Annotated in this window: 29 protein-coding genes and 1 tRNA gene; 25 read left to right on the forward strand and 5 right to left on the reverse strand. The window is 50.7% G+C overall.

What is annotated here, in order from left to right; translation table 11 throughout:
- The 11 genes from JRI46_06020 to rpoC all read left to right on the forward strand — a co-directional run.
- A partial coding sequence (locus tag JRI46_06020; GenBank protein ID MBW2039139.1) for an elongation factor Tu occupies positions 1 to 111 on the forward strand: 111 nt, incomplete at its 5' end.
- Positions 112 to 123: 12 nt separating this feature from the next.
- On the forward strand, positions 124 to 273 hold the full coding sequence (rpmG, locus tag JRI46_06025; protein ID MBW2039140.1) for a 50S ribosomal protein L33: 150 nt from the start codon (positions 124 to 126) through the stop codon (positions 271 to 273).
- A 53-nt stretch (positions 274 to 326) separates the two neighbouring features.
- A tRNA-Trp gene (locus tag JRI46_06030) sits at positions 327 to 403 on the forward strand.
- 68 nt (positions 404 to 471) lie between these two features.
- The gene (gene secE, locus JRI46_06035) at positions 472 to 669 is read left to right on the forward strand and encodes a preprotein translocase subunit SecE (protein ID MBW2039141.1); all 198 of its coding nucleotides are present in this window, start codon (positions 472 to 474) and stop codon (positions 667 to 669) included.
- A gap of 37 nt (positions 670 to 706) precedes the next feature.
- Positions 707 to 1,270 carry a transcription termination/antitermination protein NusG gene (gene nusG / locus JRI46_06040; GenBank protein ID MBW2039142.1) on the forward strand — a complete coding sequence of 188 codons (564 nt, stop codon included), beginning with the start codon at positions 707 to 709 and terminating at the stop codon, positions 1,268 to 1,270.
- Between the two features lie 19 nt (positions 1,271 to 1,289).
- Positions 1,290 to 1,718, forward strand: a complete 429-nt coding sequence (gene rplK / locus JRI46_06045; protein ID MBW2039143.1) for a 50S ribosomal protein L11 — start codon at positions 1,290 to 1,292, stop codon at positions 1,716 to 1,718.
- A gap of 11 nt (positions 1,719 to 1,729) precedes the next feature.
- A complete protein-coding gene (locus JRI46_06050) occupies positions 1,730 to 2,437 on the forward strand; it encodes a 50S ribosomal protein L1 (protein MBW2039144.1) in 708 nt (235 codons plus the stop codon).
- A 30-nt stretch (positions 2,438 to 2,467) separates the two neighbouring features.
- A complete protein-coding gene (gene rplJ / locus JRI46_06055) occupies positions 2,468 to 2,974 on the forward strand; it encodes a 50S ribosomal protein L10 (protein ID MBW2039145.1) in 507 nt (168 codons plus the stop codon).
- Positions 2,975 to 3,054: 80 nt separating this feature from the next.
- Positions 3,055 to 3,438 (forward strand): 50S ribosomal protein L7/L12, encoded by a 384-nt coding sequence (gene rplL, locus JRI46_06060; GenBank protein MBW2039146.1) that lies wholly within the window; start codon positions 3,055 to 3,057, stop codon positions 3,436 to 3,438.
- 127 nt (positions 3,439 to 3,565) lie between these two features.
- Positions 3,566 to 7,738 carry a DNA-directed RNA polymerase subunit beta gene (rpoB, locus tag JRI46_06065; protein ID MBW2039147.1) on the forward strand — a complete coding sequence of 1,391 codons (4,173 nt, stop codon included), beginning with the start codon at positions 3,566 to 3,568 and terminating at the stop codon, positions 7,736 to 7,738.
- Positions 7,739 to 7,932: 194 nt separating this feature from the next.
- The gene (rpoC, locus tag JRI46_06070) at positions 7,933 to 12,090 is read left to right on the forward strand and encodes a DNA-directed RNA polymerase subunit beta' (GenBank protein ID MBW2039148.1); all 4,158 of its coding nucleotides are present in this window, start codon (positions 7,933 to 7,935) and stop codon (positions 12,088 to 12,090) included.
- A 255-nt stretch (positions 12,091 to 12,345) separates the two neighbouring features.
- Here rpoC and ybgF read toward each other — a convergent pair whose 3' ends face one another.
- From ybgF to JRI46_06095, 5 genes are read right to left on the reverse strand one after another with little or no spacing between them, the layout of a single operon-like run.
- Positions 12,346 to 13,113, reverse strand: a complete 768-nt coding sequence (ybgF, locus tag JRI46_06075; protein MBW2039149.1) for a tol-pal system protein YbgF — start codon at positions 13,111 to 13,113, stop codon at positions 12,346 to 12,348.
- Positions 13,114 to 13,155: 42 nt separating this feature from the next.
- The gene (pal, locus tag JRI46_06080; GenBank protein ID MBW2039150.1) at positions 13,156 to 13,686 is read right to left on the reverse strand and encodes a peptidoglycan-associated lipoprotein Pal; all 531 of its coding nucleotides are present in this window, start codon (positions 13,684 to 13,686) and stop codon (positions 13,156 to 13,158) included.
- Between the two features lie 30 nt (positions 13,687 to 13,716).
- Positions 13,717 to 15,021: a Tol-Pal system beta propeller repeat protein TolB gene (tolB, locus tag JRI46_06085; GenBank protein ID MBW2039151.1), complete on the reverse strand. Its 1,305-nt coding sequence runs from the start codon at positions 15,019 to 15,021 to the stop codon at positions 13,717 to 13,719.
- A gap of 15 nt (positions 15,022 to 15,036) precedes the next feature.
- On the reverse strand, positions 15,037 to 15,678 hold the full coding sequence (locus JRI46_06090; GenBank protein ID MBW2039152.1) for a TonB family protein: 642 nt from the start codon (positions 15,676 to 15,678) through the stop codon (positions 15,037 to 15,039).
- Position 15,679: 1 nt separating this feature from the next.
- On the reverse strand, positions 15,680 to 16,579 hold the full coding sequence (locus JRI46_06095; protein MBW2039153.1) for a LysR family transcriptional regulator: 900 nt from the start codon (positions 16,577 to 16,579) through the stop codon (positions 15,680 to 15,682).
- A 90-nt stretch (positions 16,580 to 16,669) separates the two neighbouring features.
- Here JRI46_06095 and JRI46_06100 point away from each other — a divergent pair, with 90 nt between their 5' ends.
- From JRI46_06100 to JRI46_06165, 14 genes are all read left to right on the forward strand, one after another.
- On the forward strand, positions 16,670 to 17,665 hold the full coding sequence (locus tag JRI46_06100; protein MBW2039154.1) for a hypothetical protein: 996 nt from the start codon (positions 16,670 to 16,672) through the stop codon (positions 17,663 to 17,665).
- 116 nt (positions 17,666 to 17,781) lie between these two features.
- Entirely contained in the window at positions 17,782 to 19,017 is a 1,236-nt protein-coding gene (locus JRI46_06105; GenBank protein MBW2039155.1) for an MFS transporter, read from the forward strand.
- A 179-nt stretch (positions 19,018 to 19,196) separates the two neighbouring features.
- The gene (locus JRI46_06110; protein MBW2039156.1) at positions 19,197 to 19,451 is read left to right on the forward strand and encodes a type II toxin-antitoxin system Phd/YefM family antitoxin; all 255 of its coding nucleotides are present in this window, start codon (positions 19,197 to 19,199) and stop codon (positions 19,449 to 19,451) included.
- Positions 19,448 to 19,873 carry a type II toxin-antitoxin system VapC family toxin gene (locus JRI46_06115; GenBank protein ID MBW2039157.1) on the forward strand — a complete coding sequence of 142 codons (426 nt, stop codon included), beginning with the start codon at positions 19,448 to 19,450 and terminating at the stop codon, positions 19,871 to 19,873. The genes JRI46_06110 and JRI46_06115 overlap by 4 nt, the downstream gene beginning before the upstream one ends.
- A gap of 193 nt (positions 19,874 to 20,066) precedes the next feature.
- Entirely contained in the window at positions 20,067 to 20,282 is a 216-nt protein-coding gene (locus tag JRI46_06120) for an AbrB/MazE/SpoVT family DNA-binding domain-containing protein (GenBank protein ID MBW2039158.1), read from the forward strand.
- Complete coding sequence (locus JRI46_06125) at positions 20,279 to 20,683, forward strand: type II toxin-antitoxin system VapC family toxin (GenBank protein ID MBW2039159.1); 405 nt, start codon at positions 20,279 to 20,281, stop codon at positions 20,681 to 20,683. Before JRI46_06120 ends, JRI46_06125 begins: the two co-directional genes overlap by 4 nt.
- A gap of 518 nt (positions 20,684 to 21,201) precedes the next feature.
- Positions 21,202 to 21,765: a nucleotidyltransferase domain-containing protein gene (locus JRI46_06130; protein MBW2039160.1), complete on the forward strand. Its 564-nt coding sequence runs from the start codon at positions 21,202 to 21,204 to the stop codon at positions 21,763 to 21,765.
- Entirely contained in the window at positions 21,758 to 22,234 is a 477-nt protein-coding gene (locus JRI46_06135) for a hypothetical protein (GenBank protein ID MBW2039161.1), read from the forward strand. Before JRI46_06130 ends, JRI46_06135 begins: the two co-directional genes overlap by 8 nt.
- A gap of 300 nt (positions 22,235 to 22,534) precedes the next feature.
- A complete protein-coding gene (locus JRI46_06140) occupies positions 22,535 to 22,786 on the forward strand; it encodes a DUF433 domain-containing protein (GenBank protein ID MBW2039162.1) in 252 nt (83 codons plus the stop codon).
- Between the two features lie 33 nt (positions 22,787 to 22,819).
- Positions 22,820 to 23,143: a nucleotidyltransferase domain-containing protein gene (locus JRI46_06145; protein ID MBW2039163.1), complete on the forward strand. Its 324-nt coding sequence runs from the start codon at positions 22,820 to 22,822 to the stop codon at positions 23,141 to 23,143.
- 31 nt (positions 23,144 to 23,174) lie between these two features.
- Positions 23,175 to 23,486 (forward strand): nucleotidyltransferase family protein, encoded by a 312-nt coding sequence (locus JRI46_06150; GenBank protein ID MBW2039164.1) that lies wholly within the window; start codon positions 23,175 to 23,177, stop codon positions 23,484 to 23,486.
- A complete protein-coding gene (locus JRI46_06155) occupies positions 23,483 to 23,941 on the forward strand; it encodes a HEPN domain-containing protein (protein ID MBW2039165.1) in 459 nt (152 codons plus the stop codon). Before JRI46_06150 ends, JRI46_06155 begins: the two co-directional genes overlap by 4 nt.
- Positions 23,942 to 23,945: 4 nt before the next feature.
- A complete protein-coding gene (locus tag JRI46_06160) occupies positions 23,946 to 24,263 on the forward strand; it encodes a nucleotidyltransferase domain-containing protein (protein ID MBW2039166.1) in 318 nt (105 codons plus the stop codon).
- A gap of 509 nt (positions 24,264 to 24,772) precedes the next feature.
- Entirely contained in the window at positions 24,773 to 25,432 is a 660-nt protein-coding gene (locus JRI46_06165) for a DUF4238 domain-containing protein (protein MBW2039167.1), read from the forward strand.
- Positions 25,433 to 25,930: the final 498 nt, after the last annotated feature.

Genomic DNA, 25,930 nt, shown 5'->3' on the forward strand with positions numbered 1-25,930 from the left:
CTGCAGGTGGAGTTGATCACACCTATTGCCCTGGAGAGGGAGTTGCGGTTTGCCATCCGGGAGGGTGGCCGCACAGTAGGGGCAGGCGTGGTCACCGAGATCATGGAGTAAGGGTGAAGTGAAATGAGGATAATTGTCACCCTTGCCTGTACAGAGTGTAAGAGGAGGAATTACACCACTACGAAAAACAAAAAGACTAAACCGGATAAGTTAGGGTTCAGGAAATATTGCCGTTTTTGCCAAAGGCATACCCTTCATAGAGAAATAAGATAGACTCAGGGACGTTACAAGGAAAGGTCTCTCTGCCTTCTAACCGAAATAACTTTAGGCCAGTAGCTCGAACGGCTAGAGCACCGGACTCCAAATCCGGGGGTTGGGGGTTCGAATCCCTCCTGGCCTGCCACTACTCACTTTCCATCCTCTCCGAGTTCCTTTCTATTCCTGAGTCAGGAGTTGAGGGTAGAATGTCCCATGGCCGTTGATACAAAGAAGATCATTCAATTCTTAAAGGAGGTCAAGTTTGAGCTCAAGCGGGTTACTTGGCCCTCACGCAAGGAAATGATGGCGGGGACAGTAGTGGTGCTGATCATCGTTTTTATCACGGCCTTCTTTTTAGGGATCGTAGACTTAGGTCTTTCCAAGTTGATCAAGATGATCCTAAAGGATTGATCTCAAAATAGGGTGTTGTAGAGGAAAAAGTCTCGCTATGGCGCAAAAATGGTATATCGTCCATACCTATTCCGGATATGAAAACAAGGTGAAGGCCTCTTTGGAGGAAAGGATCAGGAAGTTCCAAGAAGAAAAGCAGAGGCAAGGGGAAAAGGATGCGCAGGGGAAATATTTCTCTGAGATTTTGGTCCCCACGGAGACGGTCATAGAGCTGGTCAAGGGGAAAAAGAAGACCTCCTCCCGCAAGATATTCCCCGGCTATATCCTGGTAAAGATGGAGCTAAACGACGAGACCTGGCATGTGGTGAAAGATACCCATAAGGTAACGGGGTTTGCGGGCAGCCGAACTCATCCCACCCCTCTTTCCGATAAGGAAACGGAGGAACTTATCACCCAGATCACAGAGGGTGCCTACACGCCCAAACCGAAGGTCACCTTCAGCGAGGGGGAGAGCGTGCGGGTGATCGATGGTCCTTTTGCCAATTTTGTGGGAACAGTCGAGGAGGTAAGACCCGATAAGAGGAAGGCGAAGGTCCTGATCAGCATCTTCGGTAGGGCAACCCCTATCGAATTGGACTTCATTCAGATAGAACGCAATTGATAAGATAAGTGGAGGCGTTATGGCGAAGAAAAAGGAGGTAATAGGATCTATAAAGCTACAGATACCGGCTGGACAGGCCACTCCCTCCCCTCCGGTGGGCCCTGCCCTGGGGCAGTATGGCCTCAACATCATGGAATTTTGTAAGGCCTTTAACGAAAAAACCAAGGGGCAGGAGGGGACCATTATCCCTGTGGTCATCACGGTCTACGCTGATAGGACTTACACCTTTATCACCAAGACCCCTCCCACTTCGGTCCTCATAAAGCAAGCTGCTAAGATTGTCAAAGGATCTGGGGAGCCCAATAGGAGCAAGGTGGGAAAGGTCGCCAGAGAGCAAATCAGGGAGATAGCCCAGATCAAGATGCCTGATCTCAACGCCAATGATTTGGAGGTGGCCACCAAGATGATCGAGGGGACGGCCAAGAGTATGGGAATAGAGATAGAATAAAGGAAGGTACTATGGGTAAAAGAGGCAAAAAATATATTGAAGCCAAAAAGAAGGTCGATAGGACCAAGAGGTATAATCTAGAGGAGGCCCTAGATCTCTTGTCTGAAACCTCCTATGCCCGCTTTGATGAAAGTGTAGATGTAGCCATTAAACTGGGGGTAGATCCCAAAAAGCCCGACCAAATGGTCAGGGGGACAGTGGTTCTGCCCAATGGAACGGGAAAAGAGGTAAACATCTTGGTCTTTGCCCAAGGAGAGAAGGAGAAAGAGGCCAGGGAGGCTGGGGCCGATTATGTGGGGGGAGAGGAACTGGTGGAGAAGATATCCAAAGGGTGGCTGGAGTTTGATAAGGCCATCGCCACCCCTGATATAATGAAGTTGGTCAGCAAGTTGGGCAAAATCTTGGGGCCAAGGGGATTAATGCCCAATCCAAAGGTGGGTACGGTGACCTTTGAGGTGGGCAAGGCAGTGAGGGATATCAAGTCCGGAAAGGTGGAGTTCAAGGTGGATAAGGCAGGGAACCTCCACGTCTCCGTGGGAAAGGTCTCCTTCGGTCGTGAGAAACTGATGGAGAACATCCTTGTCCTTTTGGACTCTGTGACAAAGGCAAAACCCGCCTCCAGTAAGGGGGCCTATTTGAGAGGGCTCGCTCTCTCCACTACAATGAGTTCAGGGATCAAGGTCAACCCCCTCTCGGTAAGGAATCTGATGAGGGCATAGTTGTTCCCGGGATAAAAGGAGGGAGTTAGGTTGCACAGGAGAGAGAAAGAAGCGTTGGTAGCAGATCTACACGGAAAGTTTAAGGGGGTCAAGGCCGCTATCTTGACGGACTTCACCGGCCTGAACGTAGAGCAGATAACCCAACTTCGGCGGAAGTTGATAAAGAGTACGGTGGAATACAGGGTGGTCAAGAATACCCTTTTGCGGCGCGCCTGTCAAAAGACCGACATTGAGCTCCTCGCGGAACACTTTACCGGTCCCATTGCCATCGCCCTTGCCTATGAAGATCCTGTGGCACCAGTGAAGATCTTGACGGAGTTCAGCAAGGAGCAACCTGCTCTGGAGGTAAAGGCGGGGGTGGTGGAGGGGAGGGTACTGGGCCCGGAGGATATCAAGGCCCTGGCTTCACTCCCAAGCAGAGAGGTCTTGCTGGCCAATCTCTTGGCGCTGCTAAAGGTCGTTCCCACTCGCCTTGTTCAAGGCCTCAACAACCCGATGCGGAGCTTGGTATGGATCTTAAAAGGGTTAAGGGAGTGAATAAAAAGGGATAAAAAAACAAACCAGGGGTTCCCCCAAAGAAGGCTTAAGGAGGTAATAAGGAGATGGCAAAGGCAAAGATTACTAAAGAGGATGTGATCAAGTACATTGAGGAGATGACGGTGCTGGAGTTAGCGGAATTGGTCAAGGAGTTGGAGGAGCGTTTTGGAGTGACGGCAGCAGCCCCGATGGCCATGGGTGTCGCGCCCGGGGCAGGGACAGGCGTAGCTGCAGCCCCAGCCGAAGAGGAAAAGACGGAATTTGACGTTATCCTGACCTCTTTTGGCGACAAGAAGATACAGGTAATCAAAGCGGTGCGGGAGGTGACCAACCTCGGTCTGAAGGAGGCCAAAGACCTGGTCGAGGGGGTCCCCCAAGCGGTAAAGGAGAAGGTATCCAAAGAGGAGGCCGAGAAGGTCAAGCAGAAATTGGAAGAAGTTGGGGGGACGGCGGAAATCAAATAGAAGAGACAAAGGATTTGATACCATTAAGAGGGAACTTCTCACATTATCGACCTAGGGAGACTCAAAGGGTAAGGGAAGAAGTCCCCTCTTCCACCTAGTTTTCATTTAATAAGAAGAGGGCTATTCCATGGCGCGTTCCATTATCGATAGTCGGAGGCTTAGGAGGGACTACGGCAAAATAAAGGAGGTCATGGAGACCCCCAATCTCATTGAGATCCAGCTGAGCTCTTATGAGAAGTTCCTCCAGAAGGATGTCCCCCCAGAAGAGCGCAGGGACATCGGCCTGCAGGGGGTGTTCAAACAGGTCTTTCCCATCAAGGACTTCTATGAAACGGCGGAGTTGCGTTTTGTGAAATATCGCTTGGGGAGACCCAAGTACGATGTAAAGGAATGTCTGTTGAAGGGGATCACCTATGCTGCTCCTCTGGGGGTAACCATCCAGCTCATCATCTATGATGTCCAAGAAGGGGTGAAGACCGGACAGATAAAGGCCATAAAGGAACAGGAGGTATACTTTGGCGAGGTTCCATTAATGACCGATAACGGGACCTTCATCATCAATGGTACAGAGAGGGTTGTCGTAAGTCAACTTCATCGCTCCCCTGGTGTCTTCTTTGATCAGGAGCTACCCAAAACCCATATAGGGAGGCCCCTATATTTTGCACGGATCATCCCCTATCGGGGGTCTTGGATTGATCTGGAGTTTGACCAGAAGGATATTCTCTATGTGCGGATCGATAGGAGGAGAAAGATCCCCGTTACGGTCTTTCTTAAGGCCCTTGGATATTCCACTCACGATCTCCTGAACATCTTCTATAAGAAGGAGAAGATCACCACAGACCCCCAAGGGTTTCGCAAGAGGGTGGAGCGTGATCTCTTGGTGGGACAGAGGGCCCCAACAGATATCATCGACCCCAAGACCAAAGATCCCATTGTCAAAAAGAACAGAAAGATCACTGAAGGGGTAATAAAAAAGCTAAAGGCCGCGGACATCTTTGAGTTCTCCGTCGAACTGGGCACCTTGGTGGGAAGGGTGACCGCCAGCGACATAGTGGACCCTGCCACCGGGGAGATTGTCGTGGAGATCAACCAAGAGCTGACCGAGGAGAAGATCAAGGAGATCAGGGAGCGAGGGATAAAGGAATTTGATCTCCTCCTCATCGAGGAGGTCAAGAGTAGCCCCTCCTTGAGGGAGACACTTTTAGCGGACAAGATTGTCCTTTCTGAGGATGAAAAGGGAAAGTTAGCTCCTGACGATCCTGCCATCATCGCCCAAAAAGAGCAGAAAAAGGCCCTCATTGAGATCTACCGGCGCCTACGGCCGGGGGATCCTCCTACTTTGGAGACCGCCAGGACCCTATTTATCAACCTCTTCTTCAATCCAGAGAGATATGACCTCTCCAAGGTGGGACGGATGAAGATAAATCATAAGCTGGGCCTGGATGTCCCCCTGGGGGTGACTACCCTCAGGCGCGAGGACATCTTGGAGGTGGTGAAGTACCTCATCGGCCTCAAGGAGGGAAAGGGAAACGTAGATGACATCGACCATCTGGGAAACCGCCGGGTGAGGACCGTGGGGGAACTCTTGGAGAATCAATTCCGCATCGGTTTGGTCAGGGTGGAGAGGGCCATCAAGGAGAGGATGAGCCTGCAGGAAGTGGAGACCTTAATGCCCCACGACCTCATCAATTCTAAACCCTTGACGGCAGTGGTGAGGGAGTTCTTCGGGAGCAGTCAACTCTCTCAGTTCATGGATCAGACAAATCCCCTCTCTGAGATCACCCATAAGAGGAGGTTGAGCGCTTTGGGTCCCGGAGGACTCACCAAGGAGAGGGCCGGTTTTGAGGTCCGGGATGTTCATCCCTCCCACTATGGGAGGATTTGCCCCATTGAGACCCCTGAAGGTCCCAATATCGGGCTGATCGTCTCCTTGAGCACTTACGCCCGGGTCAACGAGTATGGCTTCATCGAGACCCCCTATCGCAAGGTGGAAGGTGGACAGGTCACCGACCAGATCGAATACCTCTTCGCCTTGGATGAGGAGAAATACACCATTGCCCAGGCCAACACCCCCATCGATGAGAAGGGGAGGTTCACCAACAATTTGGTCTCTGCCAGGAAGGTCGGGGAGTTCGTCATGGTAAGACCGGAGGAGGTGGACTACATGGATGTCTCCCCCAGGCAACTGGTGAGCGTGGCCAGTTCCCTCATACCCTTCCTGGAGAACGACGACGCCAACCGGGCCCTGATGGGATCCAATATGCAAAGACAGGCGGTCTCCCTGCTGCGCACAGAGGCCCCTTTGATCGGCACCGGAATGGAGAAGATCGTGGCCAGGGATTCGGGGGTCACGGTGGTGGCCAAGAGAGGAGGAGTGGTGGAAAGCGTGGATGCCTCCCGGATAGTGGTCAAGGCAGAGGAGAATGGGGATGGGGTGGGGGTGGATATCTACACTCTCACCAAATATCAACGCTCTAACCAGGGGACCTGCATCAATCAGAAGCCGACTGTGGCCAAAGGGGAGCGGATAGAAAAGGGGGAGGTCATCGCTGATGGCCCTTCCACCAACATGGGGGAGCTGGCCTTGGGGCGCAATGTCTTAGTCGCCTTTATGCCCTGGGGTGGTTACAACTTTGAAGATTCCATCCTCATCAACGAGAAGATCTTGAAGGAAGATATATATACTTCCATCCATATCGAGGAGTTGGAGTGTGTGGCGCGGGATACCAAGCTTGGCGGGGAAGAGATCACCCGGGATATCCCCAATGTGGGGGAGGAGATGTTGAAGGATCTAGATGAGAGTGGAATCGTTTGCATTGGAGCCGAAGTGAAGCCGGGGGACATCTTAGTGGGCAAGATCACCCCAAAAGGGGAGACCCAACTTTCCCCTGAAGAGAAGCTGCTGCGGGCCATCTTCGGCGAGAAGGCGAGCGACGTCAAGGATACCTCTCTGCGGGTTCCCCATGGGATCGAAGGGGTGGTGATCGATGCAAAGGTCTTCACCAGGAAAGGGGTAGAGAAGGACAAAAGGGCCAAGGAGATCGAGGAAGAAGAGGCGAGAAAGATCGTCAACGATCGAGATGCGGAGGCCTCCATTATCGAGACCTATACCAGAAAGCGAATTCGTGAACTCCTGGTGGGAAAGAGGACCACTGCGCCCTTAAAGGACATGCTCCGGGGGAAGATACTGGTGGAGAATCGCATAAAACTGACCGAGGAGATCCTTCAAACGATACCGTGGAAGAGGTGGAGGGAGATCTCCATCCACGATGAGCGAATCAAGGAGGAGGTGGATCACCTCGTTACAGGTGGGATCAGAGAGATTGAGAAGATAAAGGAAAGTGCGGAGGAAAAGTTAAAGAAGTTGGAGATGGGAGATGAGCTTCCCCCTGGGGCGAACAAGGTGGTAAAGGTCTATATCGCCATGAAGAGAAGGCTCTCGGTGGGGGATAAAATCTCCGGGCGTCATGGAAATAAGGGAATTGTTTCGAGAATTTTACCCGAAGAAGATATGCCCTATCTAGAGGATGGGACACCCGTGGACATGGTCTTAAATCCTCTAGGGGTTCCCTCCCGAATGAACTTGGGCCAGATCTTAGAGACCCACCTCGGTTGGGCGGCCAAGGGATTGGGAAGCAAGATCGACGAGTACCTGAAAAATGGCAAGGGGATAGATGAGTTTAGGAGTTTTCTCAAGGAGATTTACGACAAGGAGGAGATAAACAAGGCCATAGATGAAGCCGACGAAGGGGAGTTGTCGAGGTTTGCGCAGAGGTTAAGCGAAGGGATCTATATGTCCGTCCCGGTTTTTGACGGGGCATCGGAGAAGGAGATCAGGTATGCTCTGGAGAAGGCCGGTCTTCCCGTCCTGGGCCAAACTACCCTCTATGACGGCCACACAGGGGAACCCTTCGACCAGAAGGCCACGATAGGTTATATGTACATGCTCAAGCTCCATCACCTAGTGGATGAAAAGATCCATGCCCGTTCTATCGGGCCCTATTCTCTGGTGACGCAACAACCATTGGGGGGGAAGGCCCAATTCGGCGGGCAGAGGTTGGGGGAGATGGAGGTCTGGGCCTTGGAGGCCTATGGTGCCGCGTATACCTTGCAGGAATTTTTGACGGTGAAATCGGACGATCAGGCTGGCAGAACCAGGGCTTACGAGGCCATTGTGAAGGGAAAGAATGTCCTGGAGCCCGGGATCCCGGAATCCTTCAATGTCCTCATCAAGGAGCTCCAGGGACTTTGCCTCAATGTGGAGCTCTTGGAGGAAGAAAAAGAGAGCGAACCCTCATGAGGGGTTTGCTCTCTATCTGGGGGCCAAAGGCCCCCAGACCCCCAAAAGGAATTTCCTTACCGGGGGTTTCAGGGGGCGGAGCCTCCTGAAGAGGAATAGGAAAACCTAAAGGTCTGAGACAGTTTTTCGACCTCAAAATTTACCGTGAAGTATCTTCACGGTAAGAGGAAACCTAATGTAAAGGAGGTCTTACCTTGGAAGAGTATTTACACTCATTCTTTGAAAAACCCAAAGATCCATCGAGCTTTAACGCTATAAGGATCTCTTTGGCCTCCCCTGAGCAAATCAGGAGTTGGTCCCACGGGGAGGTAAAGAAACCGGAGACCATTAACTACCGGACTTTTAAGCCGGAGAGGGATGGCCTGTTTTGCGCCAGGATATTCGGGCCTGTGAAGGACTATGAGTGTAACTGCGGCAAATACAAGCGGATGAAACATAGGGGCATTGTCTGTGAGAAGTGTGGGGTGGAGGTGATCCAGTCCAAGGTACGCAGGGAGAGGATGGGACATATAGAGTTGGCGGCACCAGTGGCACATATATGGTTCTTGAAGAGCATCCCGAGCAAGATCGGAATGATCCTAGATATGACCTTGAAGGAGCTGGAGCGGGTCCTCTACTTCGAGTCCTATGTGATCATCGATCCCAAGGATACCCCATTTAAGGAAGGCGATTTGATCAGCGAAGAAAAATATAAGGAGATCAGGGAGAAATATGGGGAAGATGCTATAGAGGCGGAGGTAGGAGCCGAGGCCATCAAACGACTTCTCCAAAAGGTAAACGTGGAGGAGCTGGCTGAGCGCCTCCGTTTTGAGATGAAGGAGACTCAGTCTGAAGCCAAGCGCAAAAAATTGGCCAAACGCCTGAAGATCATCGAGGCCTTTCGAGACTCCGGGAATAAGCCAGAGTGGACGATCTTAGACGTCATCCCTGTCACCCCCCCTGATCTGAGACCCCTGGTCCCCCTGGATGGCGGGAGGTTCGCCACCTCTGACCTCAACGACCTGTATAGGAGGGTGATCAACAGAAACAATCGTCTGAAGAGGCTCTTAGAGTTAAACGCCCCGGGCATCATCATCCGCAATGAGAAGAGGATGTTACAGGAAGCAGTGGACGCCCTCTTCGACAATGGCAAGAGGGGCAGGGTGATCACCGGCGCCAACAAAAAACCCCTGAGGTCTCTGAGCGATATGCTCAGGGGTAAACAGGGGAGATTCCGCCAAAACCTCTTGGGCAAGAGGGTGGATTATTCGGGGAGATCGGTCATCGTCATCGGACCAGATCTGCGTTTGCATCAATGTGGTCTTCCCAAGAAGATGGCCTTAGAGCTCTTCAAACCCTTCATCTACAACAAGTTGGAGGAGAAGGGATATGTGACCACTGTCAAGAGCGCCAAGAAAATGGTGGAGAAGGAGAGGCCTGAGGTATGGGATATCCTGGAGGAGGTGATCCGGGAGCACCCCATCCTCCTGAACAGGGCCCCTACCCTGCACCGGCTGGGCATCCAGGCCTTTGAACCACTCCTGATAGAAGGAAAGGCCATACAGCTTCACCCCCTCGTGTGCCTTGCCTTCAACGCCGACTTTGACGGTGATCAAATGGCCGTACATGTCCCACTCTCCGTGGAGGCCCAGACCGAGGCCAGGGTACTGATGATGTCCACTAATAACATCCTCTCCCCTGCCCATGGGAAACCGATCATCGTCCCCACCCAGGATATCGTCTTAGGCCTCTATTATATGACGAGGGAAAAGGAATATGCCAAGGGGACGGGGAAGGTCTTTGCCAACCCTGATGAGGTGAGGATCGCCCACGATGCCCGTGAGGTGGATCTACACGCCCTCATCAAGGTGAGGATGGATGGCCAGTTGGTGGAGACCACCGTGGGCAGGATCCTCCTCAGAGAGGTCGTCCCTGAAGAGGTCCCCTTTGCATTGATCAACAGGGTGATGAACAAAAAGGCGGTGGCCAACCTCGTCGACTATAGCTATCGGGTGGCGGGGAATAAGAAGACGGTCATCCTGGCGGATAAATTGAAGGATCTGGGTTTTACATACGCCACTATCTCCGGCCTCTCCATAGGCATCAAGGATATCCACATCCCCTCTCGCAAGACCGAACTCCTGGAGCAGGCCAATGAGGAAGTGGAAAAGGTGAGACACCAATACGTGGATGGGTTGATCACAGATGGGGAGAGGTATAATAAGGTGATCGACATCTGGGCCCAGGCCACCGAAGAGATCGCCGATGAGATGATGAAGGAGTTGGGGACGGAAAAGGTGAAGGACCCACAAGGTGAAGAAAAGGCCGTGCCCAGCCTTAACCCCATCTTTATGATGGCCGATTCAGGGGCTAGGGGGACCGCCCAGCAGATACGCCAGTTGGCAGGTATGCGGGGGTTGATGGCCAAGCCATCAGGAGAGATCATCGAGACCCCCATCACTGCCAACTTCAGGGAGGGGCTCACCGTATTGCAGTACTTTGCCTCCACCCATGGGGCGAGAAAGGGGTTGGCGGACACCGCCCTCAAGACGGCCAACTCCGGGTATCTCACCAGAAGGTTGGTGGATGTGGCCCAGGACGTGACCGTCAGCGAATACGATTGCGGTACCCTGGACGGGATATATGCCTCCTCCCTAGTCGAGGGTGGCGAGATCATCGAACCCATGGTGGAGAGGATCCTGGGGCGGGTGGGCCTAGAGGACATCAAGGACCCCTTTACCGGCGAGATCATTGTCAAGGCCAACCAAGAGATAGATGAGGAGGCGGTGCAGAAGATAGCTGATGCAGGACTGGATCGGGTGAAGATCCGCTCTGTGCTCACCTGCAAGTCTAAACATGGTGTCTGTGCCCTCTGCTACGGAAGAGACCTGGCCCGGGGGAGGATCGTCGAGATCGGAGAGGCAGTGGGGGTTATCGCTGCCCAGTCCATTGGAGAGCCTGGGACCCAGCTCACCATGAGGACCTTCCATATCGGGGGTACAGCAAGCAGGCGTGTGGAGGAGACCGCCCTCGAGGCCAAGATGGATGGGATTGTCAAGTTCATAGCCCTCCAGACCGTGCGCAACAGGGAAGGTATGTTGGTGGTGATGAACCGCAAGGGCGAGATCGCCATCTTGGATGAAGAGGGCAGGGAGAGGAAGAGGTATCCTGTGGTATATGGGGCGAAGTTGAGGGTACAAGAGGGACAGAAGGTAAAGGAGGGGGAGCTAATCGCGGAGTGGGACCCCTATACCATTCCCATCATCACAGAGGTCTCGGGTTTGGTGAAGTTCGGCGATATCATCGAAGGGGTAACCATGCAAGAGCAGGTGGATGAGGTGACCGGCCACGCCCGCAAGGTCATCATCGAGAGCAAGGAACCTGACCTCCGGCCCCGGATATCCATCAAACAGGAGAGGGTCGGTGAGGGAGGAAAGAAGACCTTAGAGACTGCAGCCAGATACATTCTGCCCCTATGGTCCAACATCTATGTGAAAGAAGGGGAGCTTGTGGAGGCAGGTGATGTCCTGGTGAAGATACCGCGGGAGACCACCAAGACCAAGGATATCACCGGTGGACTCCCCCGGGTGGCCGAGCTCTTTGAGGCGAGAAGGCCTAAGGAATACGCCCTCATCAGCGAGATAGATGGGACAGTAAGCTTCGGGAAAATGGTAAAGGGAAAGCGAAAGGTGATCATCACTCCGGAGGTGGGAGAGCCGAAGGAGTACACCGTACCCAAGGGGAAACACATCAGCGTCCATGAAGGGGATGTGGTCAAGGCAGGAGAATCCCTGATGGATGGGAGCTCCAACCCTCATGATATCCTCAAGGTCCTGGGGGACAAAGAGTTGGCCCGATTTTTGGTAGACGAGATCCAAGAAGTATATCAACTGCAAGGGGTCAAGATCAACGACAAGCACATCGAGATCATCGTCAGGCAGATGCTCAAGAGGATTATGATCCGTGAGGTGGGGGATACCAAGTTCATCGTGGACGAACAGGTGGAAAAGCACATATTTCAGGAGGAGAACGAGAGGGTCCTCAAAGAAGGGGGAAAGCCGGCCGTCGCTGATCCTCTCTTTCTGGGTATCACCAAGGCCTCCCTCATCACGGATAGTTGGGTCTCGGCCGCCTCCTTCCAGGAGACCACCCGGGTCCTGACCCAGGCAGCCGTGGAGGGGAGGGTCGACTATCTAAGGGGACTCAAGGAAAATGTGATCATGGGTAGGTTGGTCACCGCTGGGACCGGGAACCCCCGCTATCGCACAATGGTCCCCATTGTTGAGGGTGGTTATCCCCCTCCCTTAGAGGAGATAGAGAGGGAGGAGGAGAAAGTAAAAGGGGAGGAGAAGGGCGTCTTTTTGGCGGATTAGGACAAACCAACTGAGGGTTTGTCCTCACATCCGCCCATCAAAATAACCTTGTTCCTTCCTTTAAGCTAATGTTGAGGGGGTAAAAACCCCCTCAATCTCCCCCAACAGTTCTACGACCTTTCCTGCGAAGGCACACCCCTAAATCAGATACTCCTTATTGGGGGTTTCAGGGGGTGAAGCCCCCTGAAGTAGGGTTCGAAGATGCACCATCTCTTCGCCATCTTTCGACGTTAGACTTACCGTAAAAAAGTATTTTCACGGTAATAACTTGAGCTTCTTGGCGGCGATCTCCGCCTGGGGTGAACGGGGATATTCTTTGATCACCTTTTTAAAGAGGATCTTGGCGTCTACCCGATCCCCCAGATTCAAGAAGGCGAAGCCCTGTTTTAAGAGGGCGGAGGAGACCTTGTCCCCTCGGGGATATCTCGTTATTACCTTCTCATATTCCAAGATGGCTGTTTCATAATCCCCCTGGAGGTAGTAACACTCACCAATCCAATGTTGGGCATTATCTGCGTACTCTGACTGGGGGTAGGTGAGGAGAAACTCCTTGAACATCCTCAAGGCATGCTGGTAGTCGCCCTCCTTGAGGGTGTGATAGGCCCTCTGATAGGCCCCCTCCATATCCTCCTCTCCGTGGGTGGGCCTTTCCTTCGGTATGGTAGTAGGAGCAGGGGGTACAGTTACACCTTCCTCTTTCTCCTTCTGGTATGCCGATATCTTCGCCTCATAATCCCTCTTCAACCCCTCTAGTTCATCGGCGAGCCGCTTGATGAGCTCCCTGTCCTCCTCTACATTTGCCCTGAGGATTTTGACCTCCCTCTGCAGGTCTTCGACGGTGGTTTCGATATCGGCCCAGTCCTTCTGCATATCGGATGAGAGCTTCCCCCTGATGAATTCGACCTCCTGTTGCAGATCCTCTATCTGGTTGTTCAAGTAGGCTGCCTCCCTTGTAGTAGCGCAACCCACCAAGAGGAAAAGGGTTAAAGAGCCGAAAAGTAAAGCCAAATTATGGACCTTCATCTATACCCTCCTTTCTCCCTCACCCCGGCCAGGACCAGATTTTTACCGAGAGAGGATGACAAAGTGGCACCTTCTGTTCTTGGCCCAGGCCTCCTCATTGTGTCTCGGATCCAGCGGCATCTCCTCCCCATAGCTGATGGTGGAGAGTCGATTCCCTTTTACACCAAGTTTAACAAGATAGAGTTTGGCGCTCACGGCCCTCCTTTCTCCCAAGGCCAGGTTATATTCATTGCTTCCCCGTTCATCACAATGGCCCTCAATCTGTATTCTGAGGTTGGGATGGGCCACCAATACCTTGGCATTCTCGGCCAATATCCCTCTGGCCTCTTTGATCAGGTCATACCTATCGAACTCGAAGTGAATATCTTTCAAGAGGGCGCTCTCCAATACCTCCCCCTTGATTCCAGGATATTTCTTCTTGGTGAGGCTCTCCTCAAAGGCCCTTTCTCCCCTCTCCTGTTCAGGGGTGATGGCTCGCTCCTCCCTTACCACCTTGCGCTGACATTGGGGCAGGAAGACAAGAAGCAGGACCAAAAGCAAGACCTTCCAAATCCATCTTTTCTCTCTCATCATATGGACCTCCTTTCCAATAAAGATGCGTCTTCATCTTAACCACGGTGACCAGGCCGGTTCTGTCTCGTTGGCCCTGGAGGTGGTCGTCCTCCACGGACCACCTCCATCTTCAGTCATAATGTAGATGTCGTAATTCCCCTTCCTATTAGAGGCAAAGGCGATATGTCTCCCGTTGGGGGCCCAGGATGGGTGCTCGTTGTTTCCCTCCCCGGTCAGTTTCCTCAATTCAGTCCCATCCGGCCTGATGGTGTAAATATGGAATCTTCCTTCCGCCTGACCAGCAAAGGCGATCCTGTCACCCTTGGGGGACCAGGCAGGGGAGCAATTGTAACTCCCCTCATAGGTCAACCTTCTGATTTTCCCATTGGGCAGATCCATGACATAGACCTGAGGGCTTCCTGATCGGTCGGAGACAAAGGCGATATGTCTCCCATCCGGCGACCAGGTGGGCGAGGCCTTATTAGCCCAGGAGCGTGTAAGCCGTGAGGGGTTCTTCCCTTCCGAGTTCAGGAGATATATCTCGGTGTTACCGTTTCCTCTCATCATCAGGGCAATTCTTTTCCCATCAGGGGACCAAGCCGGGGCGGCATTGAGCCCCGTGACAGCGGATAAAAGGATGGTACGCTTCATGGAGAGGAGAACCTGATAGAGATCTGGGTTGCGTCGGCGAAATGAGGTATACAAGAGACTCTCACCATCCGGGGACCAGGCAGGGGAGATGTTGATGGAGCCATTGTAGGTAACCATCTCCACGTTTCGCCCGTCGAAGTCCATCAGGTAGATCTCTTTATTCCCGCTTCGATCGGAGACAAAGGTGATCTTTGTCTGGAAGATACCCCTTTCCCCGGTCAACTGGTGGATGATCTCGTCCGCCATCCTGTGGACCATTAACCGTACCCCCTCTTTAGGGCCCCTGTACCTCTTGCCAGCGATGTAAATCCCCTGGACCACGTCGAAGAGCCTGAACTCCGTCAAGACCTTACCTCCCTCTGCCGAAAGGCCTACCGACAGCAAAAATTCAGCCCCCACGCTTGCCCATGCCCCGAAATCCATCGTCGCCTCCGTGATATAGACCCCTTTTTGGGGCAGCCTCTCTCTCTCCATGAGGTAGAAGAGGTTGGAGATGATGAGGTCTTGTGTGAGGGTCCCCTCTATTTCCTTCTTTATCTCCTGGGGGGCGCTGCCCAACCCTTCGATCTCCGGCAGGGCTAGATAGAACTTGCGGATGTGGGGGGAGTCGATATCAATATAGATAATCCCTCTACTGGTGGTGAGGGGAAGGATGGTCGTTATCATTAAAAATAGGACAAAAAATGGCAATTTCTTAGGTTGCATTATATTCTCACCACCTCAGCGCGGCTGAAATACTAGACCTATTTCCAGGGGGATCTTTCCCAAGGGCGGAGTTGGAAAGGGTACAGCCTTGTTTATCGCCCTCATGGCCGATTGATCGAAATAGGGGTTTCCGGAGGACCTTTCAAACTTGCTCCCCATCAAAAGCCCATCTTTGTCGATCTCGATAACGATCACGGCCTCCAACCCCTCTTTATCCAACAAGGTGTCGGGGATGACCCAAAACCTCTTCACCCTCTCTCGGACCATCCCGAAGTAGAGTTCCATCTGGGAGTTGGCCACTGTCTCAGAGGTCTCCTCTGCCTTCCTCTGAGCCACCTTCCGCTCTATCTCCTTGATGGCCGCCAACCGCTTCTGTTCATTGTTTATCTTCTGCTTCTCCTTCTTCACCTTGGTGCGTTTGGTCAGGATCACCCCCTTATCCTTTTTTATCGCCCTTTTTCCCCTCTTTTGCACCTCTTTTTTTGGGGTGACGCCCTTTTTCTCCAGGGGGAGGAGGTTCACCATAAAGATGGTGGGCCGCGGGGCAATCCTTCTGGGGATCAGGGCAAAGGTATCCAACAGCGTCAGGGCGAAGAAGTGGATAATGGTGGAAAAAATAGTGGCCAAGATAATGGTGTAGTTGGAAAAGACCCTCATATTATGAAGGCCCCCACTTTTTGAGAAACTCCATGAAACGGCGCGCAGGAGGGGAGAGCTCCCTCCCTTTGGATACAACAAGAAAGAAATCCCTCTCTGGAGCACCTTGCCCTTTGATCTTGATTTCTTTGATTCTTCCCCCCTCCATCTCTTCCCGAACAGCGAGGTCGGAGATAAAACCGAGGCCTATCTGCGCCTTCACCCCTTCCTTTACGGCGGTGGAACTGCCCACTTCCCCTACGATGTTGAAATCCTCCAATCTATATCCGGCCGCTGCTACATATCCCTCAAAGGCCTTGCGCGTACCCGATCCCCTCTCCCTGTTGAGCAAGGGGGCCGCCTTCAACTCCTCCCAGGAGACCTCTCCATTGTGGGCCAAGGGGTGCTGAGGGTGGGCGATGATGATCACCCGATCCCTAAAGAGGGGATAACATTCGACCTTTTCCCCATCGAACCTCATCCCCACTACCCCCACCTCTACCTCTCCGGCAAACAGAAGGTCGACGATCTCCTGAGAGTCCGCAATGAGGAGGCTTACGGAGATGCCCGGAGCCTCTTTGTGAAACCCCCCCATGACCTTGGGGAGGAAGTATTCCCCGGGGATGGTGCTTCCTCCTATCGTTATCCTCCCCTTTATCAGGTGGGAGAATTCATAGATGGCGTTGAGGGCCTCATCCCGTAACCTCAAGATCTCTTTGGCATAGCGGTAAAGGCTTCGCCCTGCATTAGTGAGGGCCGTCCTTCTGCCCAGACGGTCGAAGAGCTTGAGGCCCAAGGTCTGCTCCAGGGAGGCGATGTGCCCGCTGACAGTGGGTTGGGTAAGGTATACCACATCTGCTGCCCGGGAGAAACTCCCCAACTCAGCCACCTTGCAGAAGGTCTCCAGTTGTCTCAAATCCATGGCCTAATGGACTTTAGCTTGCCTAAGGATGTGTAAATTGTTAATATGATATCGGCTTCATTGCAAAAGTTCAAGGAGAAATTATCCTACATGTCCAAAATCATCCTCGGCATTCACGGCCTGGGGAACAAACCGCCGAAGCGGCTTTTGGAACGATGGTGGAAGGACTCCCTGAAAGAAGGGCTCAGGGCAATCGGCCATCCGAGACGCTTCTTTAAATTCAGGTTGGTCTACTGGGCCCATTTCCTCCACCCGCAACCACTTGATCCTGCAGTGAGAGATAAAAAAAATCCCCTGTTCATTGCAAACCCCTACATCCCTGCCCGCACAGTGATAAAAAAAGGGCCAAGCACATTAAGGAAAAAGGTTCTGGACTATATTCGACGACAGTTAGATAATATTATGATCAATGAGGATCTTTCCATCAACTACACGGCGGTCACGGACCTCATTATACGGCGCTATTTCAGAGATCTTGACATCTACTACACCAAACAATGCCAGGACAGTAAGCAATGCACGCGCCCGGCAAAGGAGGTGATCCGCGAGGAACTCGCCCGGATGCTGCGGAAATACAGAAGAAGGGATATCCTGCTCATCGGGCACTCCATGGGCTCCATTATCGCCTACGATGTCCTGACCCACTCTGTGCCGGATATCCATATACACACACTGGTAACCATGGGATCTCCCTTGGGACTGCCACCGATCATGATCAAGATTCTCGCTGAACAGCGAAAGAAACCTAAAAGACATATTACCGTCAGGACACCGGAAAACATCGTAAAGGCATGGCACAACTTTTCCGATCTCAAGGACCGGGTGGCGACAGATTATGCGTTGAGCAACGATTATGAAGCGAACTCAAGACACGTACGGGCCATCGACGCCATCGTCTCTAACAACTACGAGTACAAGGGGACCCCAAATCCGCATAACGTGTACGGGTACCTGCGGACGCCAGAGATGGCGCACGTCATTGACGCATTTCTGAACGCAGGCAGACCCCAAGCCCTCATCTGGCTGAGTGATAACATCAATCGAGTATTGGATAAGGTGAGGTTGAACAAGAGGGGACAAGCATGAAATCGGGGAAAAAGGCCACCTCGCATAATTCCATGAACGTTATATATCAGAGTATTAGAGGGGTATATAAGTAATAATAGCACAGAAAAAATGCGGAAAGGACTGTGAAAAAGGTCATGGCTGCTTCGAAGGGGGATGAATCCAGGTTTTTCTATGGTTATATGATTGTCCTTGTGTCATTTACCCTGCAAGTCCTGGGCTGGGGTCTGTTTAACAGTTTTGGTGTCTTTTTCAAACCCATCATTGCGGAATTTGCCTGGCAAAGGGCCGTGATATCAAGTGCGATTTCGGTAAGCATGCTTGTTTTCGGTATTGCCGGCATCCTCCAGGGAAGATTGAGTGACAGATTCGGTCCCAGGATGACCATGACGGCAGGGGGTATCTTATTGGGAGCAGGGTATTTCTTCATGTCCCAGGTTGCTACCGTACGGCACTTATATGTGTTTTGCGGTCTGTTTATCGGCCTTGGAATCAGCGGGACGGATGTTGTGCTCCTTTCAACAACAGCCAGGTGGTTTGTTAAGAAACGGGGCATGATGACCGGCGTCATAAAGGTGGGTACGGGTGTGGGCATGCTGATTATGCCGCTGGTGATCAATCGGCTTATCACCGCATACGGTTGGCGTACCGCCTTTTTCGTGCTCGGGGCGATGGTCCTGTTTTTCTATGTCTCATTGTCCCAATTCCTAGTGCGTGATCCCGGCAAAATGGGCCTTGCCCCTGACGGAGAGGAACATGAGAATCCTTTCAACCAGTCCCCACCCGAGGAGGGGATGACGCTTCAGGAGGCTGCCCGTACCGTGCAGTTCTGGACCATTTGTTTCGCCTTTTTTTTGGTCCTCTTTTGTGCCGCCACTATCTTGATGCACATTGTTACCCATGCGATTGATCTTGGGATTTCACCGGCGAATGCCGCCAAGGTCCTTTCAGGGGTGGGCGCCGCAAGCATAGCCGGCAGGTTTGTGATGGGCAGTGCCGGTGACAGAATTGGGAACAAATCCGCACTGGTGATCTGTTTTCTGTGTCTGGTATCCAGCTTGATATGGTTGCAGCTCGCGGATAAGCTCTGGATGTTGTTCCTCTTTGCCATTGTGTACGGCTTCGCGCACGGCGGTTTTTACGCCCTGATTGCACCCCTCATAGCGGATCTGTTCGGGACCAGCTCACATGGGGTTATCTTTGGAATCGTTTCATTTGCCTCTACCATAGGCGGCGCACTGGGACCGGTGACAGGGGGGTATATCTTCGATATAACAGGCAGCTATGGGATGGTTTTTTGGATATTGACCACAGTGAGCATTGTGGGGCTTATCGCAGCTATTACCTTAAAACCTATCACGAGCAATGTATAAAATAATGTTCCTTTGGAGGAAAAAGAGGGGTGGGGCCTATGGGCAGATCTCTGCATTATACGACGGTGAGTCAGATAATCAAGGGGGCGGAAAAGCAAAAGGGATATTGCAAAGCCGTACCCCTTGACACCCTGCACAACGAGGATTATAATCTAGACAGACCAGACAGGAGGAAACCGATGGCACGCGTGTGGCAGATCCAAGAAGCGAAGAATAAGTTCAGCGAGGTCGTAGCAGAAGCCATCAAGCACGGCCCGCAGATCATCACCAAGCGCGGGGTCGAAACCGTGATTGTGCTTTCCTATGCTGAATATCGCAAGGTGATGCTCAACAAAACAAAGCTCTCCGACTTCTTCCGTGAGTCGCCGTTAGCCCAGGCAGACCTTGATCTGAGGCGTGACAAGAGCGGTCTGAGAGCAGATATCTCCCTATGAACTACGTACTTGATACCAACGTCATCTCTGAACTCATTGCAAAGCAACCCGACAAGAACGTTGTGGAATGGCTCGATCGTCTCGACCCAAACACGGTCTACCTCAGTGTCATCACCATTGGCGAGATACGCAAAGGTATCGAAAATCTTACGCCTTCGAAACGAAGAGAGGCAATCAGAGAATGGCTCGAAACGGATCTATTGCTCCGATTCCAGGGAAGAATTATTGAAATCACGACAGAGGTGATGTTGATCTGGGGTGAACTCACCGGGCGGTTAGAACAGGAGGGAAAACCAATCACAGCGATTGACTCCCTCATCGCTGCAATCGCCCTGCACGGGAATTATTGTCTCGTCACCCGAAATGAGCACGATTTTCAACATACAGGGGTGAAGATTATCAATCCGTGGAAAGAAGTATAACATAAGCTCAACGGGTTGGGGGATGGCGGTATTGATTAAGGCCACCCCTGCCCTTTTTGACTTCAGGAGATCACCGTCGTCCCCAAGTTTCCCCATGTTGAGCCCTGTCCCCAAAACTGGTTAAAAGATTGACAGCAACTAATTTTTCTGATTTAATTAATAAGAAAATATGAATTGTTAAATTGGAGGAAATATGAAGGTATCTGAACGAGGTCAGGTAACCATTCCCAAAAAGTTGCGGGACCGTTACGGACTCAACGCAGAGGTAGAAATCGACTTTGTACCTGATGAAGACGGCATCCGGATTATAAAACGCGCTGCCGCTTCCCACCCGATCCGAGAGGTCTTTGGAATCCTTAATCGCCCTTCTGAGGTCGATACCTATATCGAGGAGATCAGGGGCAGGTGATCACCGCTGTCGATACCAATATTTTGCTCGATGTCTTTCTGCCTGATCCTCAGTGGGGAGAGCACTCCCTGCGAGCACTCGAGGTAGCGTATAACCAAGGAGCCCTGGTTATGTGCACCATTGTGTACGCCGAGCTCGTTCCCCAATTTGAAGAGAGATCCTCTTTGGATGCCGCATTGCAGAAGATCAATTGTACTATCGAAACTCTTGACCGCGATGTCGCATTCCTCGCTGGACAGCGGTGGGGTCTGTACCGCAAACAAGGTGGCAAGCGGGAGCGAATTATCACTGATTTTCTCATCGGGGCTCATGCCCTCCTGCGGGCAGAACGGTTTCTAACCAGAGATCGGGGGTTTTACCGGCAATGGTTTCAGGATCTTGTGCTCCTTGAAACGCGTTGACCTGGCGGGTGGAGCGATATGAGGTACTGTCCAAGCTGGACGAAATTGAATTTGTTAAGAAGTTCGCTGAAGACGTCTATACCTACCTCAGAGACCAGAAGCTCTTGTGACCACAGTCTAGAATAGGATTTACTTTTGCCCCATTTTTTGATATAAAAGAACAACCTCTCCCACAATTGTGGGAGAGAGGGGGGGAAGGGTAGGAGAGGAAGGAATGTAGATTTGTAGTTATGGCGAAACGCCTCTCAGGAGGGGGACGAGGCATGAAAAAAGAGGGTTGTGGGAGATTTAAGGTAAAAAATTCAAGGGGCTCAAAAGGCCCTTTTTTGTAAGGGGCTCAAAAGGCCCTTTTTTGTTTGGAGCACATAAAGCGGTAGAGGCGAATGGTCTACACATGACAATATGACCTCCAAAGTCTCGCATTTCACGGTCAGCCATCTTTTCATTGAACATTGTTACGAACTATTGTAATATTTACAACAAATGATGTAAAAATAACAACAAAAAGGGTCTGCGGCATGACCGTGTTGCTGAATACAAAATTGAGACGGAAATTACTCACCTATTCATTTACCCACCCCGATGAACAGTACTATGTGCGGGAACTCTCCGGTCTTATCGATGAAGACCCGGGGAATCTTTCAAGGGAATTGAAGAGGCTGGAAGACGAAGGGCTGTATACTGCGGTGACAAGGGGGAGGATCAAGCTGTATTCTCTCAATAAGAAGTACCCTCTCTTCAAGGAACTCAAAAAGATTATTTTCAAGACCGAGGGCGTTGAAGGGAGCCTGAATGAGATTGTCAGGCGATATACAGGGATTTCATTGGCTTTTATCTATGGTTCCTATGCGAAACATAAGGAAAACAAGGCATCGGATATCGATCTCGTGGTGGTGGGGGAGTTTCCTCACGGTGAGTTTACGCGCGACATCCGTGATCTCGAATCGAAATTGAACAGAGAGATCAACTATACTGTTTATACAAGAGTGGAATTTGAAAAAGAGAGGAACAAGGAGGGGGGATTTCTTCAGATGGTCTTAACCGATAAGATTATCATGTTAAAGGGGGAGCTGGGTGCTTGATAAGCTGGTCAGGCGGCTTGAAAAGGCTGGAAAGATAAGGAAACAGAAAGCAGGCTTTGTGCAGATAGAAGCCTTGTTGAGAGAGGCTATCCTCGACCTCGAAGAAGCCCATAAGATTGCCCATCTGGCCGAACGAGCAACCTATTTATTAGCTTACAATGCGATGCTGAAAGCAGGAAGGGCCCTGATGCTCATGGGTGGATTTGTGCCCGCTGGCGGGGCACACCATAAGACCGTCGTAGAAATGACGAGCGCCATCTTAGGTGACCCATATAGAACCCTTACTGACCACTTTGAAACAATGCGCAGAAAGCGAAACGAGATGACGTACGAAGCAGGAACGTTACTCTCCAAGTCCGAGGCTCACAGGGCCTTCTCAGATGCCATCACGTTACTGAAAAAGATATTAGCTGAAACGAAGGCTCAAAATCCACAGCTTGAGTTGAAATTCGATTTGAACGAGCAATAAAGAGGGAAAAACCAGATGAGCGCTTTTGCTAGATGAGATTTACATTCCGCTGATTTTGTGCTATGAACCTGATAACCGGCCCGTTGCGTGTAGTGGACAGGAGCAGAGACGATTGGGATTGAGGTGAAGTAGCCAGCTATTATCAATACCAGCCCCAGAGGGGGTATGAGGCATGAAAAAAGAGGGTTGTGGGAGATTTAAGGTAAAAAATTCAAGGGGCCCACAAGGCCCTTTTTTGTTTGGTTTCGTATTTCTATTTTTTACAATGTGGTGTATATTTTAAAAAAAGAGGAGATTGAAATGGAAGATTTTGACCGCATAACCGTTGATCCGGAAATTTGCCTGGGCCAACCCACGATTCGGGGGATGAGGATAACTGTTGCCGTGATCCTTAAGCAGGTCGCTGATGGTATGACGAAACAAGAAATCTTGAAGGCTTACCCGGAACTTGAAGAGGAGGATATTACCCAAGCGTTACAATATGCAGCCTGGCTTTCTTCCGAAAAGGCCAAACCGATTCCTTTAAAAGGAGTCGTCGGTGCCCGATCTTGAGTTCCGTTAATTATTTGTAATAAGAGGTAGCTTATGGCAGATACGAGCACAAGGCATAGGGATAACGTACAGATACGCACGTTAACGAAAACAATTAAGGAAAAATTCAACCCTCAGCGAATAATCCTTTTTGGGTCGCATGGGTATGGTGCGCCTACAGCAGGCAGCGATATTGATTTGTTTGTCATAATGAACACATCGCTCCCAGTTAAAAGGCAGGCGTTTTTAATCCGCAGAGAGCTTCGGTCTTCAATCCCCCTTGATATTATCGTGAGAACACCTGAGCAGGTTGAAGAGAGGCTCAAGCTGGGTGATTTTTTTGTAAAGAAGGTGATGGAACAGGGCGTTGAACTGTGAAGAAGATAACCCAGGAATGGATAGAGGTGGCATGGTGGGGAAGAAAGTACAAGTCGCGATTCGCAAAGAGAAGATAGAATCTTTTTGCAAAAAACATCATATCCGCAAACTCTCACTCTTCGGGTCTGTGCTTCGCGATGATTTCAAGTCTGACAGCGATGTGGATGTGCTGGTTGAGTTTGATCCGGCCCACATACCCGGACTTATCAGATTGGCCGGTATGGAATTTGAGTTGAGCGAAATCCTTGGACGAAAGGTAGATATCAGAACGGCGCAGGATCTGAGCCGGTATTTCAGGCAGGAGGTGCTGAACTCTGCGGAGGTCCAGTATGCGGAAGGATGACGTTGTCCGCTTGCGCCACATGCTGGATGCTGCCACGGAAGCTGCTTCCTAACAGTATCATGACAGAGAAGATAGCATTAAAGTGGTTGAAACAGGCATTACATGATCTTGACATGGCAGAGAAAAATATTGCCATTGGCGGCTATGATATTGCGGCCTTTCTTGCCCATCAATCTATTGAGAAACTGCTCAAGGCCATGTTTGCCATCAAAGGGAAAAAGGTACCGAAGACTCATTACATTGATGAACTTGCGCAAGAGCTCAAATTGGAAGCGAAGCTTATCAACGATATCTCCGAATTGACTATTGATTACACCTTTTCCCGGTATCCAGATGTGGCTGAGGGCGTGCCGTATGAGGAGTATACCAAGGAGATAGCCCAAGAGAAGGTAACGATAGCATGTGGAGTTTTCAAAGCATTGCATGAATATTATACTGATCTTCTGAATGGATGAAACAGTGGATCGGTTGATTGAAAAATTCCGCAGGGAAGCCTTGCCGAAACTCATGGAGGAGTTTAAACCGGACAAGGTCATCCTGTTCGGCTCGCGGGCGAAAGGTAATGCACAAAAGAGCTCAGACATCGACTTGATCGTTATCGCTCCGTTCTTTAAGGATATCCCTTTTCTCAGGCGGATGCCTCTGGTGCTCAAGAAGGTCCCTTTCCCAAGCCATGTGGACTATATCTGCTATACCCGAGAGGAATACGAAAAGATCAAAGATGCATCCTCAGTGATCATGGATGCACGAGAACAATCCGTGGAGCTTACCGTATAATTTCGACTGCGAGCCGATAGGCGGTACAATGGGTTTACTTTTGAAGCGGGATTTCCTATGATGGAAGCATGGGGATGTACAGGTTAAAAAGGTTTATATAATACCGAGGCCAGGCCCACAAAAGGGAGCAGAAAAGAAATGGGGTCAACAGAAAAGAAATGGGGTCAACACTTTACTTTATATTCTTGGTGAGAATTGACCTGATTTAAGAAGGGATTGTGACGGTTATGATGAAAAGAAGTCGGAACGGTGTCAGGTCTTGTTTTTTGCCTTTCCCATCAAAACCCATGAAGTTTACTAAGGAATGAGGTGATTGTGCCAAGAATAAACGGGTTGTTGCCCAAACCCAAATTTGAAAATAAACGTGATTTCTCTTGACATGGTGCCCTTTAATAGGTGACCCCATATTTCATGAGAAATAAGACCTAGATGAATGGCTGACTTTCTATTCGCTCGGATCGCTGGTCCTGAATCCAAACGCTAAACACCGAATCTAGGTGATAGAAATCGTGACCGCACCCACACGACATCATTATCTACCCCAATTTTACTTAGAGAGGTTTTGCCGTGATGGTGTTCTATGGGTGTTCGATCGTGACTTGAAGGAGTTCAGACGGCAAACACCGAATAACACCGCTGTGGAGAGACACTACTACACAATTATAGACGATGTGGGAAATAGGGATACGACAATGGAATCGTTGTTATCGCAAATAGAGGGTGAAACCAAACCTGTCATAGATAAAATCGATAATGGTGAAGAGATTTCCGATACAGAGAAGGAAATGTTGTCTTTATTTGCAGGCTTTCTAAAAACACGGGTCCCAGATTTTGAGAAATCGATTAATCAAATGAGTGCCCAGTTAATGAAAAAAGTTAATAAGGTTATTTTCTCAAATAATGAATCTGTAACAGCACTGATGACCAGATCCGAAGCGGAGACAGGTGAGAAGTCAGAGTTATCCGCTGAAGAACTGATGGCATTCGTTCAGGATGAACAGTATGAGATTGTCATGCACAGAAATTTCAGTCTTGGCATGATGGTTGAGTTGAGTGCAGAATCAGCAAAATACTTTAGACAAATGGATTGGCTACTATTTCACGCTCCTGACAAGACATCCTTCAGGGAAAAGAAGTGGGGTCAACACTTTACTTTATATTCTTGGTGAGAATTGACCCCGGGACGATGAGGGGAACATCCTATATTCCCCCATACAGGGATGACGATTATCAATCCGTGGAAAGAAGTATAATATAAGCTCAACGGGTTGGGAGATGGCGGTATTGATTAAGACCCCCTGCCCTTTTTGACTTCAGGAGATCACCGTTTTACTTTTTGTGAAAAAAGGGTATAATGTATGCTGTTTTGAGGAAAAGGTTTGGGAATTAAGGAAAAATAAGTCACATTTAACAGAGTGCCCCCTCAAGAGGGGTGTGGCATGACACAAGGGAAAGGGGATTAATTTAAGGTGAATTTTCAAGGGGCACAAATGCCCCTTTTTGTTTGGTGAAAACTAAGCGGTGCCAGATGAGAGAAAGGTTCAGGCAAAAGTAATGAATAACCCTGCGGCAAGCCGCAGGGTATCAATCAAATAATTTCAGTTGCCTCAATTCCTCTCTTGGTTTGCCTTGTCTTTTTATGTATCTCTCCACTGTCCCCCAGTCTG

The sequence above is a fragment of the Deltaproteobacteria bacterium genome (assembly GCA_019308925.1).
Lineage (GTDB): Bacteria > Desulfobacterota > B13-G15 > B13-G15 > RBG-16-54-18 > JAFDHG01.